This is a genomic window from Pedobacter sp. NJ-S-72 (assembly GCF_053890575.1).
In genome coordinates this window covers 811,109-824,677 of record NZ_CM132681.1, presented here as the reverse complement: position 1 = coordinate 824,677, position 13,569 = coordinate 811,109, and the positions used below count along the sequence as shown (strand labels likewise).

The following is a 13,569-nucleotide window of genomic DNA, read 5'->3' as shown; positions in this document are numbered from 1 at the left end:
TGTAGCGGTATAATCTTTTATTTTTGCAGGTATTCAAAACAAAAGTAATGATCACAAATCAAATTCAGGTAATAGCCTTCGATGCAGATGATACCCTTTGGGTCAATGAACCTTACTTCCTGGAAACAGAAGTTGCGTTCTGCCAGTTACTGGAAGAATATATGCCGCATGATGAACTCTCAAAAGAATTATTCAAAACGGAAATGGATAATCTGTCTCTCTATGGATATGGAGTCAAAGGATTTATGCTGTGCATGATAGAAACCTTAAGCCGTATTTCTAATGATGGCAGGGCTCCTATTGGGATGGTAGATAAAATCATGGATCTGGGCCATTTGCTTTTACAAAAGCCAGTGGTTCTACTTGATGGTGTGGAAGAAGTTTTAAAGCATCTGAAAAAAGATTACAGATTAGTAATGGCTACTAAAGGAGATCTTCTTGATCAGGAAAGGAAATTGAAGAAATCAGGGTTACAGGACTATTTTCATCATATTGAAATTATGAGTGATAAGCAGACTGGCGATTATCAAAAATTGATTAAACATTTGGATTGCCATCCTGAGAATTTCTTAATGCTTGGCAACTCTGTTAAATCAGATATTCTTCCGGTATTGGAAATAGGCGGTTATGCAGCTCATATCCCCTTTCATACAACCTGGGCACATGAACAGATAGCCGAAACTTTAGAACACCAGAATTTTATGCCATTAAATACAATGACTGAGATTATCAGGATATTACAAAACTAACATAAGGATAATCAGCCAAATCATGATATACAGCTATATCATCATATAAAATAGAACCATGCAAAAAGAGCTAGACATAAAACAATGGAACAGAAAAGAACATTTTCACTTTTTCAGGAAATTCGAAGAACCTTTCTTTGGCATAACCGTAAAAATTGATTGTACGAAGGCTTATCTTCATGCGAAGAAATCCGGAAAATCCTTTTTTCTCTATTATTTATATCAATCTTTAAAAGCAGCCAATACTATTGAAGAATTTAAATACAGAATAAAGGGCGACAAAGTAATTATATATGATCAGGTAAATGCTTCACCAACAATCAATCGTCCTAATGGAACTTTTGGTTTCTCTTATATGGATTTTCATGAAGATTACAACCAGTTTTATAAACTCGCCGAGCAAGAAATAGACCGGGTATCAAAAAGCACCGGACTTTTTCCAGCTGTATCTGGCGAAAATGTCATTCATTACTCTGCTCTGCCCTGGATAGATTTTACTTCTATATCACATGCAAGATCTTTCTCCTTTGAGGACAGCTCACCAAAAATATCTTTTGGCAAGATGGTAGAAACAGAAACAAAAAGGACAATAAGTGTTTCTGTTCATGTGCACCATGCTTTAATGGATGGTGTTCAAGTAGGTAAGTTTATAGAAACATTTCAGAAATTGATGAACCAATAGGTCATCAATTAGCCAAAGTCTTTTTTAATGGATCACTTCCTTACCTACTTTTAACGCATAATCACCCAAGTCTGTTAAATTGGTATTACTTAGCATAATTACCGTAACATTTTTCTTCAAAAAGTGCATTAACAATACATTTGCCCCCATAATACTTCCATATCGTTCTACTCTTGCGTATTTATCATTACCCCCTTTTATATCTCTGATCCAAACACCATAGCCATAATCATCTAATCCGGGATGAATCATTAATCCCAGCATTTGCTTATTAATCAATTTCAGGCCGAATAATGCATCAGAGAATCTGATTAAATCAGAAGCATTGGAATATATAGCACCCGCAGCATAATAGTCGTCAATAAAATAAGGTAAATCGCTAACTAATCTATTGATATCTTTCCTGAAGAAATAAGTGCTTGACAGGTTCGGTACTATGTCCTGATGACTTAGCATACCTGTATTATTCATCTTTAAAGGTTTTAAAATCCGGTCTTTTAAAACCTCTTCATACGATTTCTTATCAATTGCTTCGATGACCTTACCCAAAATAATATATTCACCATTGTTATAATCAAACTTTTTACCGGGAATATTCACTAATGAATCACTATAAAAATCATTCACGATCTGATCGGGTGTATAAAATTTCTGATAGTATCCCAAACCATTTTTTAAAGCACTGCTGATACTATGCAGCGTATCCAGATTACGCATCCCGGATGTGTGGTTCAGGAGTTGATGAATCGTAACTTTTGTTCCCGCCTCCCCTTTATAATCGGGTAAATATGTTTTTATAGTCCGATTTAAATCTAATTTTCCCTCTTGTGAGAGTTGAAGTATTAGAACAGCAGCAGTGAAAGCTTTAGTAATTGAAGCGACCTTATATTCAGTCTCGTTGACTATGGGAATATTAAATCTGCGGTCAGCTATACCAAAACTTTGATGATATAACAATTTAGAATCTTCTTTTACCAAAATAGTACCATTGAACTGATGTTCATTTGCATAATCGACAATAAAATGCTGTAGACTGGCTGATTGTGCAAACAAATCTGAGTTCAGGCTTAATAAATAAATGATTAAATAAAGATATCTCATGCAGATTAGTTTTCATATGAGACAACGATTAGGAGTATGAGTTACAAAATCAGCTTATTATTCTCAATAGCTTTTCAAAACCGGCTCTTATCAGGTAATCCGGATTATCAATTGTAACAGATAAATTAAATACTACCAAAGTAGTAGTATTTAATTTATTCATTGTATATTTGACCCATCATACACAAATGCCAATTATAAGATGAATGCTGTATCAAAAAAAAAAACTGAACCTCAATTGCCTCTGATCAACTCTAATTCAAACGAGTTAATTTATGCTATCCGCATGCCTTCCATGCGATGTTGTCTCATGGCATAATTTGCCATATCCCGGTATACATACCGTCTCTTAATCAATTATTTTCTTCCGGCCTTTTTTACCGTTCCAATTTTGGGGACAAGGGAAAACTATGCCTCCATCTTTTCAAATTTTCAATATGAAACTAAAATTACTACAACTCCTTTCGCTGTTGATTCTGCTGTCTGTTCCGACTTTTGCGCAGAATAGAACAATTACCGGTAAAGTCGTTGATCAAACCGATCATCAGCCTGTCCCTGGAGTAAGCGTACGCTTACACAACAAAAATTCCGGCACCATCACCAACGCACAGGGAGAGTTTACAATAAGCCTGTCTGATGACGAAAAAAAAACCTTGATTTCAGCTATATAGGTTATCTTTCACAAAGTATCAAAGTAGGCACAAACACGATTACCGTACAGCTTGCACCCGATTTACAGCAACTCAGCGAAGTGGTTGTAACTGGGTTATGGTACACAGGAACGCAAGTTCATTTCTGGCTCTATATCTACCATCAAAGGCGATCAGCTAAAAGATGTTGCCGGATCAAGCTTTAACCAGCTGATACAGGGTAAAGCGACCGGAGTACAGATATCCTCAGACAATGGTGTACCCGGTGGAGGGATTACTTTCCGGATCAGGGGTAATAACTCGATTAATGCCTCAGTAGAGCCACTTTATGTAATTGACGGAGTTTTCGTGAACAGTAAAGATCCGATTACAACCAGTTTAGGCCAGCAGGCAGGTTCTAATCCATTGTCTGACATTAATCCGGCAGATATTGAGTCACTCGTGATTTTGAAGGATGCAAATTCGACAGCTATTTATGGGTCGCTGGGTGCTAATGGTGTAGTACTTGTCACCACTAAACGTGGAAAACTAAATACTAAAGCAAAAATTAACTTGAGCACTTATCAGGGCTGGTCAAATGCAAACAAGAAATTCAAAACCGCAACAGGGCCACAACGGCAGGCAGAACTGGCAAATGAAGCTATTGTCAATACTGCTAAAGACCGGGGAACAGATCCTGCTACCGTTGTACTGCCTTTTCCAAATCCCTCTGCCCTGCCTACTTATGACAGAATCAGTGATTTATTCAGAACAGCCAGAACCTCTAACTATGAACTTTCTGCACAGGGAGGAACTGCAACAAGTACTTATTACACAGGATTAAGCTATTTGAAACAAGAGTCTATCGTTAAACCATCAGGTTTTGAAAGATATACAGGCCGGTTTAACTATGATAATAATCTAACGGACAAATTAAAAGCAGGAACCAGTTTCAATTTTACCCGCACATTCAGAAACGTCAGCAGTAATGATAATGATGCTACTGGTGTGATCAACTCTGCTATCTTTCCACGATCATATCTTCCTGTATACAATGAAGACGGCACTTTTGCCAGATACGGAAGTTTTGATAATCATATCGCCCTGATCGAAAACCTGAATAACTCTGCGGTTGGATGGCGCACGATAGGTAATTTATTTGCTGAGTATACAATCCTACCTGAACTAAAACTAAAAAGCAGCTGGAGCATAGACAATAACAGCGTTTATGAGAATAATTACAGTAACACATTAATCAGTGCCGGAATCGCATCCAATGGCTCTGCTTCTTCTTATGAAGGTAAAAACCTCGTACTGACTAATGAACAGGTACTAACCTATATCAAATCATTTGGCGCAGATAAAAAACACAATATTAATGCTTTGATCGGAAATACGCTAAGTACTAACCTTTCACAAAACACAAGCGCTACAGGAACCGGATTTGCGACTAATGCATTAACCGCAATTAAAGAAGCAGCTATCCGTTCAGGTTCATCCGAACGATCACAAAATAAGTTAGTATCATTTTTTGGTAAAGCAAGTTATACTTTTAATCAAAAATACACCATCGACGGAAGTTTGCGGGCAGATGCTTCTTCTAAATTCGGTAAAAACAAACAATGGGGATATTTCCCTTCCGGTGGACTAACCTGGAGAGCAGGTCAGGAAGAGTTTATCTCTAAACTGGGAATTTTTGATGAACTGAAATTCAGAGCAAGTGCAGGCCTGTCAGGAAACCAGAATGGAATTGGTGATTATGCTGCCCTTGGTTTATGGAATGCAGGTTATAACTATCTGGAGAATGCAGGTACAGCACCTTCACAATTAGCTAATCCCGATTTAACATGGGAAACCACCCGTCAGATAGATATAGGTACAGAATTCTCCATCTTGAAAAACAGGCTGAGTTTTACCTTCGATTATTATAATAAATACACCTACAACTTATTACTGGATGTGCCTGTACCCTACCGCTCAGGGTTTATCTCGCAACTTCAAAATTACGGATCGATAAGAAATAAAGGACTTGAACTCAGCATTCATTCGGTCAATATAGAGACAAAGGATTTTAGCTGGACAACTGATTTTAATGTTTCACAAAATACTAACCGTATTGAAAAATTGGCTTCTGACATCTCCCTTGGTGCTTCTGGAAGAAATATTTCAATTCTAAGAGAAGGTTATGCTGTAAATTCTTTTCAACTCTACAAACAATTATATGTTGATCCAAATACTGGTAATGCCGTTTATAACGATGTAAATAAAGATGGCCAGATCAATACCGCAGACAGACAAATTGTTGGCAGTGCTATTCCAAAATATACAGGGGGATTAACCAATACGTTAACCTATAAAAACTTTGATTTTAATTTCTTCTTTTTTTTTCAGCAAGGAAACAAGATTATGAACATGCATGATTTCTTCCTTGTTCATGGCGGTACACAGAACAATATCGGATTTGATCCAAGACAATTGGACAGATGGCAAAAACCGGGTGATATCACTGATATTCCAAGATTAACTACTTATAGTGGTGACCCTACAGCCAACGGAGGTTCTGCTAATAACTATGGTGGAAATGTAGCAAGGCTAAGTACACGTTATCTTGAAGATGGCTCATTTATCAGGCTGAAGAAAGTCACTCTGTCACTCTGGGCTATACCATTCCTGCTTTAATCACTAACAAATGGGGAGTAAGTAAAGCCAGAATCTATGTCTCTGGTACAAATCTGCTCACTTTCACCAAATACAAAGGGTTAGACCCGGAAGTAAGTTCACAAAGCAGCAACCAAAATACTGCGGGTTATGACTGGGCTACAGTGCCACAGCCAAGAACGATCCAGGCAGGTGTAAGCGTAACATTTTAATTTTCAAAACGATCAATATGAAATATCTACATAAATATATCCCTGCAATTTATCTGCTGATTTTACCACTGCTTTTTGGTTCATGCAAAAAATATCTGGAGGAAGTACCAAATAATGCTATACCTTCAACTACGGCCATTACGGATGCAGGAACAGCAAGAGCAGCTATTCTAGGTGCTTATGATGGATTACAAAGTTACTACAGCTCAGATTACATTACTTTAGGTACCATTACGGCAGATAACGTGGTTTTTAACGGTACATTAAGTGTGAGTATCTGCAATTAGATCAGAATGCAATCCCTACTGATAACGTAATTACAGTATCGGTTTATCAAAAGATATACCGTACTATCAATTCAGCAAATAGTGTAATAGCAGGTTTACCAGCTGTTACAGATCCATTGTTGAACCAGGCAGAGAAAAATAAAATCCTTGGAGAAGCTTATTTCATCAGAGCACTGGGTTATTTTGATTTAGCCAGAGGCTGGGGAGGTGTACAATTACAACTTAAACCTACTGTCGATATCAATGGAATAAGAGGTGTTAAAAGAAGTACATTAGTTCAAACTTACGATCAGGTATTGGCTGATTTGGTTCAGGCAGAACAGTTATTGCCTGAAGACGATTCAAATACCAGGAACAGAGCGCAAAAAAGTACAGCAAAGGCATTACGTGCAAGGTTAAATCTATACCGCGAAAACTGGGCTGACGCAGTAACCTATGCTTCACAGGTAATTGGCAATCCCAAATTCACACTGGTTAACAATTTTAAATCATTTTTCACCGCACCCTTTTTAAGTACTGAATCAGTTTTTGAATTGACTTTTTCGGCAAACGATCAAAATAATTACTGGTCTTTATGGTACCCAAGTGCTTTAGGTGGTTCATATCAATTGAAACCTTCCGCTTCTCTGATCAGCAAAATTAATGACCCCGCAATTGGAGGCTCAAGGATAAGCCTTATCGGTGGTACTGGAAATAGTATTTACGGAGCATTATATAATACTGCCGGTGCAAATATTGACCCTTCTTATCTCATCCGGATCTCTGAACTTTACCTGATCAGGGCAGAAGCAAAAGCACATCTGAACGATCTGGATGGAGCGCTGGCCGACCTGAATATTATCCGTAAAAGAGCTGGTGTTTCTCCTGTCACCTCTGGTACACAGACAGATATATTACAGGCAATTGCCGATGAGAATAGTGTTGAATTTGCTTTTGAAGCACATCGCTGGTTTGACCTTGTCAGGACAAAACAAGCAGGTAAAGTACTCGGCTTACCACAATACAAATTATTGGTTATTTCCTATTCCTTACTCAGATATACTTTCTGATCCTGATGTAACACAAAATCCGGGTTATTAATTCTGAATCAAGATACGATCCTATAAATAGGATCGTATCTTGTTCAACCAAATCCCCCTCAGAAGTCTTTTCACGAAAATCCACCATTCCAGTTATCTCTTCTTTGCTTCCAAGCTCAATTATAGTTCATTATAATAAAAAACACTAGATTTGATATGCTTTTTTTTTTTAGCTTTATAAGCAATAAACTAAACCTATTAATCTTACCTATTTAAATCCTATTCTAAAATGAGAACATCTACCCTTAGTTTCTTATTATTAATTATTGTTTTGCTTGGTTGTTCAAAAAAGGACTATACAGCTCTCGAAAACACGGATAAATATGGCGGTTTAAAATCGCCTAATGCCGGAGAGATAAGTATTAATAATGCTACCATCACGACATTCCGTGGCATTTTAAGTACTAAATTACATTGAATTCTGAAAAAACCAGCACGACTGGCGTTATGGGTTTCGACCCAATTGACCGCCCCAACACAATTATGTCCGTCCACCTTAATCCTGTAACACAGTGGACTGGAGATCAGGTAGGCATGACTTTTACAGGCTATGCAGATGAATTTTCCATGTTACCTGAGTGGCTGGGGCAACAAGATAATTTCTATCTTGGATCACTGATTAAAGGAAATACTATTTCCACTCTTGAGATGATCCCATTATCTGAACGTTTAGGGGAATATGAATCCAGACCTATTAGTGCTTCTATTTCTTTACCCCTAAAAGAGGTCACGGGAACGTATAACCCTACCGAACTAAGAACATCAGAATTTTATAGTAAACTACTCTTAGCGAATGGCATGAATACGCTGCAAAAGGCGACTTTTAGCTTTGGAATGCAGGAGTTTTCCTACTATGATGAATTAAAAATGGTTTTTGGTACCAATGCAAAGGTTGGCGCAATCTTTTTTCTCTCTATTCATCATCCAACAATGAAGTATTGAAGATTAACAAAAAACATGGGCTTGTGATTAAGTTTACACAAAAAAACTTTTCGCTTCTTATGGACACACCAGAACCCGGGGAACTGTATACTAATTTAAACATAAACGCACTGGGTGGAATTTGGCCAACTTACATCAGCAGTATTACATACGGATCAATAGGCGTTTTGGCTATAGAAAGCGATGAAAGCAGTGAGACTATTAAAAGTACTTATGAAAAAGCATTTAATGTTCTTGGTGGCTTAGTTTCCGGAGGATCAAATCTTACTTCAGCCGAACAGGGCGTGATCAACAATTCATCTATGAAGATTTACTTTGTAGGAGTAAACGGAGCGGAAGCAGTTAAAAGTATTTTTTCTTATGATGAGCTTTCTGCTTATATAAAAAGAGGTTCTACATTTGCCCCTCAGACTCCAGGTGTACCTATATCCTTCAAGATGAATGTATTACCAGATAATAAACCATTGAAAAACAAACTTTAAAATTGATGTGCCAATTAAGCCGTTTTATGTTAAAGCTGATTTCGTGGAGAAAAACCCGAGGCCAGCGAGTTGTCCTTGTCATGACCTGCATTTAACCTTCTTTGCAGATGAAAGAGGAACTATTCCTATAAAACTTCAAAACGGTATTCCCATTTACGCAAATACGAAGTATTTAAGAACTGAACGAACCGGTAGTCCCAGAGAGGGTTTCACTATGACCAGAATATATGGCAGCGAGCCACATTACAATACAGATCAAGGAAATGAATTAATCATAAACAATGTGTTTTTACGCATTAATGATGTTGTCCCGAACCAATTTTATTCCCTTCTAAAATAGAACTGTTAGTCGTTAAACGATCTATATAATTGCATTTACAAAGGGATTAAGATACGGTCGTATAAATGAGATCGTATCTTAATCCCTTTTTTATGGAGGTTTCGCATTGTAACAAAGAATTTATTGTAATATTTTCGTTAGATTACAGTCTAAACAAACCAGACTATGATGAAAATCTTACCAAAAATCACACTAATCTTCTTCTTCTCCGTGCTTTCGAGCCATTTATTTGCACAAGTATTAAAAGGAAAAGTCACTGATTCTGCCGGACTGGCCATTCCGGGTGCCACCATTCAGGTGATCGGCTTAAAACTGGGCACTTCTACAGATTCCAATGGAAAATATGCGATAAAATTTCCAAAAACAGGCGCTTATAAACTTCGCGTATCTTTTACAGGTTATCAAAACACTGAAACTGAGATCCAGATGGACAGCAATGCAAAAACAATGGATTTTGCATTGCTGGACACTAAAACGTTATTACAGAATGTTGTGGTTATTGGCTCCAGATCATCCGTCCCAAGAACAAACATCGAAAGTGTGGTTCCTGTAGACTTGATTACCAGTAAAGATGTCAAAACCTTTGCACAAGTAGATCTGACACAGATTTTAAACTATGTAGCTCCGTCTTTTAGCTCAAACAGACAAACAGTCGCTGATGGTACGGACCACATTGACCCTGCTTCTTTACGTGGTCTAGGCCCCGATCAGGTACTCGTTTTAGTCAATGGAAAACGCAGACATACTACAGCACTGGTCAACATCAATGGTACATTTGGACGTGGTTCGGTAGGAACTGACTTAAACTCAATTCCTGTGTCCGCAATTGAGCGTATTGAGGTCTTGCGCGATGGTGCCGCAGCCCAGTATGGTTCTGATGCAATTGCTGGTGTGATCAATATCGTGCTTAAAAAGATAACTCCATATAGTTTTTCTACTTCCTTCGGGCAGTCAGATTCTAAAGCTCTGGGAACTAATTTTAGTGATGGCCGTACATTTCAGGCTGATTTCAGTAAAGGATGGGCATTCAACAATGATAAAGGCTTTATCAATTTTGCAGGTCAGTATATCAAACGTGATTATACCAATCGCGGTGGTTTAGATACACGTCCGCTTTTATATTCTGCTGCACCAACAAAAGGAGCTTTAGAAACTGAGGCTGCATTTGAAGCCAGATATGCAAATTTAAAAGCTGCTGATGATGCCAGAGCGACAGCGAATGGACTGGACAGAAACAACATGCGTGTGGGTAATTCTGACTCAAAAAATGCAGGTTTCTTTTTAAACGGACAGTATAATTTCACCCAAAAATCTAATCTGTATTTTGCAGCAGGATATACGCATAAAACTGGTAGTGCCGCCGGATTCTTTCGTTTACCAACGCAAACCACTCAGATTGACCTGACTTTATTCCCCAATGGATTTCTTCCATTTATAGATACCAAAATCAATGATCTTTCATTCTCTATTGGTTCAAAAGGTAAAATAGGAACCTGGGATTATGATATCAGTAATACCAGTGGCGAGAACAATATTAAATTCAATATCAATAATACGGTAAATGCTTCCCTCCCGCTAGGCACAAGCCCGACTTCATTTTATGCAGGTGAATTGTTGTTCAGACAAAACACAAGTAACCTGGATTTGAATAAGAAACATGAATTTGATGGTGGATTCATTACTTCATTGAATACTGCTTTTGGCGGGGAGTTCAGAATTGATAATTATCAGATTAAAGCTGGTGATGAACTATCCTATTCTTATGGTCAGCCTTCTGCCGGTATTCCGGGAAGAATGGTTGGCACTTCATTTACTGCGGCAGGTGCACAAGTATTTCCTGGTTTTAAACCCAGTAATGCAATTGATAAATCAAGACACAATGTGAGTGCATATGCAGATTTTGAAGCCGAATTTGGCCCAAGAGTCTTATTGGAAGCTGCTGGACGTTATGAGAATTACAGTGATTTCGGCTCTAATTTCTCTTATAAATTCACTGGTAAAGTAAAATTATTCGGAGACATTTCGCTGCGTGGGGCCTATGCAACAGGCTTTAGAGCTCCATCTTTACACCAGCGTTATTTCAACAACGAGAGTACACAGTTTGTGGCCGGTAACCCAACACAGGTACTAACGGTTAACAATGACAATGCGATCGTTTCTCAATTTGGTGTAGGTTCATTAAAACCTGAGATATCCAGATCTGGAAGCTTAGGTCTTGCAGGAAAAATTGCGAAGACTTTTACTTTCACTATTGACGCTTATAACATTGACATTAAAGATCGTATTGTTTTTTCGAGTCAATATGCACGGGAGAGAACAAGTGCAGGCGTATTAATTCCAACTGGTGTAGTGAACCAGATCTTAAATACCGTAGATCCAAATGCACAGGTTAATAGCGTGCAGTTTTTTACAAATGCAATTACCACAAATACGGCTGGTTTAGATGTAGTGCTGACCAATAAATTTTATTTAGGTACCAAAAGCAATTTATTATTGAGCATAGCTGGTAATCTGAATAAAACAATTGTAAGGAGCATTAACGGATCAGACAAAATAGAAAGTGACCCGACTTTGAAAGCCAAATTATTTGACCGTTTGGAACGTTCACGCTATGAGAGTTCTGTTCCAAAAAACAAACTTAATATTACTGCGAACTTAACTATCGACAAATTGAGTTTTGTAGCCAGAACAGTTCGTTTTGGAGAAGTAACTTATCTGAATGCAATAGATCCAAATGTTGCAGCGAATAATCTGCCTGTACAACTGGATCAGACATTTACGCCAAAATGGGTTTCGGACTTCTCAGTAAGTTATGCAGCAAATAAAACGGTGACCTTAACTATAGGAGCAAATAATCTTTTTGATGTATATCCTGATAAATTGTATATCGATCCAAGGAACAATCAGAACAATTTAAGTGGCATTTCTACTCAGAATTATTCAGGCAGTCTTGATAATACATCAAACGGAAGGTTTTTATATCCAAGAGCGGTGAGTCAGTTTGGCTTTAGCGGCCGATATGTATATGCTAAACTTGCCTGTACTTTCTAAATCAGATCTTGTAAAATGGAAAAGGTTAATCAGCCTTTTCCATTTTATATTCTTCTATTTCATTGACAAACTCCATTGCTTTCATTAAAGTTTTCCCCCCAAACTTTCCTTTCCATAATACGTCTTACCCATTTCCTGTGCATATTTTTCATGGTTAAAGTTCTGTACAGATAAACAGATACAACAACGAAAAAGGTAACGACAACGAGTTGAATCCCCCAGAATAGTGTACCTGCATGGGCAACCATCTCATCTGAATAATAAAATGTACAGTAAAGCGGGGCTTGTAGAATTAATATCCTTCCTACATTGTTTAATGAAGCTTGTATCCTGCTCAGTTTTTGCTGAGCCTGGGTAATACTATCTGCAATATTAATCTGATCAAGTAAAGCAAGATGCCTGATATAAGCCGCAACAGCAAAAATATTGAACAGCATAATTAGCCCTATTGAGATAGTGAAATAAGGATTACTCCGTCCATAATATACTAAAAATCCTAAAATAGCAATCCACAGTATCCCAAATATGACACCCAATACCTGGTTTCTTTGAAATAAGTTAATTTTAGCAACCGCTTTATCAGTCTGCATTTCTCTTATTATCCTATAATTTAATGCTAATGATTTTTCTAGTTTTCTATCGTAGCTCTGCCACAATTGTTTAATATCCTGCTCTTCCATTATGTTAACTGTTAATTTCAGATCCATTTTTGTTAATTTTCGAGAATCTTTGTTTTAATTTCTCTTTGATCCTGTTGATTTTAGTGCCAATATTTGATTCTGATAAACCTAATATTTCGGACATTTCCTTCTGACTCTTTTCTTCCAGATAAAGTAACATCAAGGCCCTGTCCAGCTCTTTTAATTCATTAATAAACTGCTGGAGCAGCATCAGCTCAAACTGATTATCTCTCTGTTCTTCTTCACCAATAAACTCAATCATCGTCCCCGAATCGGGTATAATCAGGTCATTTTTCTTTTTCTCTCTTCTGTAAAAGCTAATCGCTACATTTAGAGCTACACGATACATCCAGGTTGAAAGTTTGCTTTGTTGATTGTAACCTGGATAGGCTCGCCATAATTGCAGGGTAATTTCCTGCACAAGTCTTTTTTTTCCTCTTCCTCTTCATCTTTATTAAATGAATTGGCAATCTTATAGATGATCCCTTTGTTCTTCTCAATGATAGATAGAAAAGCTTCCTGCTGGCTGACTGTATTCATGGCTGTGCCTATACTACTATTAAAGTTAATTCTTAATCCAGCAATTAATCGCTGGAAACAGCAAAATGTCACAGTTCCGGAAATTAAAATGTTTAAACAAAAATTGACAAGGTATTTATCGATAATAAAATCATCTT

At 37.5% G+C, this 13,569-nt stretch carries 15 protein-coding genes; 11 read left to right on the top strand and 4 right to left on the bottom strand.

Features of this window, described 5'->3' with window-relative positions:
• Window positions 1–47 precede the first annotated feature (47 nt).
• On the top strand, window positions 48–749 hold the full coding sequence (locus ACWYN3_RS05420; RefSeq protein ID WP_456220222.1) for an HAD family hydrolase: 702 nt from the start codon (window positions 48–50) through the stop codon (window positions 747–749).
• Window positions 750–807: 58 nt separating this feature from the next.
• Complete coding sequence (locus ACWYN3_RS05415; protein WP_456220221.1) at window positions 808–1,431, top strand: CatA-like O-acetyltransferase; 624 nt, start codon at window positions 808–810, stop codon at window positions 1,429–1,431.
• 24 nt (window positions 1,432–1,455) lie between these two features.
• Here ACWYN3_RS05415 and ACWYN3_RS05410 read toward each other — a convergent pair whose 3' ends face one another.
• Window positions 1,456–2,532, bottom strand: a complete 1,077-nt coding sequence (locus tag ACWYN3_RS05410; protein ID WP_456220220.1) for a serine hydrolase domain-containing protein — start codon at window positions 2,530–2,532, stop codon at window positions 1,456–1,458.
• Window positions 2,533–2,969: 437 nt separating this feature from the next.
• Here ACWYN3_RS05410 and ACWYN3_RS05405 point away from each other — a divergent pair, with 437 nt between their 5' ends.
• The 9 genes from ACWYN3_RS05405 (at window position 2,970) to ACWYN3_RS05365 (ending at window position 12,212) form a co-directional block, all read left to right on the top strand.
• On the top strand, window positions 2,970–3,203 hold the full coding sequence (locus ACWYN3_RS05405; RefSeq protein ID WP_456220219.1) for a carboxypeptidase-like regulatory domain-containing protein: 234 nt from the start codon (window positions 2,970–2,972) through the stop codon (window positions 3,201–3,203).
• Between the two features lie 90 nt (window positions 3,204–3,293).
• Window positions 3,294–5,840 (top strand): SusC/RagA family TonB-linked outer membrane protein, encoded by a 2,547-nt coding sequence (locus ACWYN3_RS05400; protein ID WP_456222894.1) that lies wholly within the window; start codon window positions 3,294–3,296, stop codon window positions 5,838–5,840.
• 208 nt (window positions 5,841–6,048) lie between these two features.
• Window positions 6,049–6,318: a hypothetical protein gene (locus tag ACWYN3_RS05395; protein ID WP_456220218.1), complete on the top strand. Its 270-nt coding sequence runs from the start codon at window positions 6,049–6,051 to the stop codon at window positions 6,316–6,318.
• Entirely contained in the window at window positions 6,294–7,367 is a 1,074-nt protein-coding gene (locus tag ACWYN3_RS05390; protein ID WP_456222893.1) for a RagB/SusD family nutrient uptake outer membrane protein, read from the top strand. The genes ACWYN3_RS05395 and ACWYN3_RS05390 overlap by 25 nt, the downstream gene beginning before the upstream one ends.
• A complete protein-coding gene (locus ACWYN3_RS05385; protein WP_456222892.1) occupies window positions 7,342–7,398 on the top strand; it encodes a hypothetical protein in 57 nt (18 codons plus the stop codon). The genes ACWYN3_RS05390 and ACWYN3_RS05385 overlap by 26 nt, the downstream gene beginning before the upstream one ends.
• A 228-nt stretch (window positions 7,399–7,626) precedes the next feature.
• Window positions 7,627–7,815 carry a hypothetical protein gene (locus ACWYN3_RS05380; protein ID WP_456220217.1) on the top strand — a complete coding sequence of 63 codons (189 nt, stop codon included), beginning with the start codon at window positions 7,627–7,629 and terminating at the stop codon, window positions 7,813–7,815.
• 29 nt (window positions 7,816–7,844) lie between these two features.
• Window positions 7,845–8,339, top strand: a complete 495-nt coding sequence (locus tag ACWYN3_RS05375; protein WP_456220216.1) for a hypothetical protein — start codon at window positions 7,845–7,847, stop codon at window positions 8,337–8,339.
• A 23-nt stretch (window positions 8,340–8,362) separates the two neighbouring features.
• A complete protein-coding gene (locus tag ACWYN3_RS05370) occupies window positions 8,363–8,821 on the top strand; it encodes a thiol-activated cytolysin family protein (protein ID WP_456222891.1) in 459 nt (152 codons plus the stop codon).
• A 505-nt stretch (window positions 8,822–9,326) separates the two neighbouring features.
• Window positions 9,327–12,212, top strand: coding sequence for a TonB-dependent receptor (locus ACWYN3_RS05365; RefSeq protein WP_456220215.1), 2,886 nt, complete (start codon window positions 9,327–9,329; stop codon window positions 12,210–12,212).
• Window positions 12,213–12,271: 59 nt separating this feature from the next.
• Here ACWYN3_RS05365 and ACWYN3_RS05360 read toward each other — a convergent pair whose 3' ends face one another.
• From ACWYN3_RS05360 to ACWYN3_RS05350, 3 genes are read right to left on the bottom strand one after another with little or no spacing between them, the layout of a single operon-like run.
• A complete protein-coding gene (locus tag ACWYN3_RS05360) occupies window positions 12,272–12,892 on the bottom strand; it encodes a hypothetical protein (protein ID WP_456220214.1) in 621 nt (206 codons plus the stop codon).
• Between the two features lie 4 nt (window positions 12,893–12,896).
• Complete coding sequence (locus tag ACWYN3_RS05355) at window positions 12,897–13,313, bottom strand: RNA polymerase sigma factor (protein WP_456220213.1); 417 nt, start codon at window positions 13,311–13,313, stop codon at window positions 12,897–12,899.
• Window positions 13,229–13,504 (bottom strand): hypothetical protein, encoded by a 276-nt coding sequence (locus tag ACWYN3_RS05350; protein ID WP_456220212.1) that lies wholly within the window; start codon window positions 13,502–13,504, stop codon window positions 13,229–13,231. Before ACWYN3_RS05350 ends, ACWYN3_RS05355 begins: the two co-directional genes overlap by 85 nt.
• Window positions 13,505–13,569: the final 65 nt, after the last annotated feature.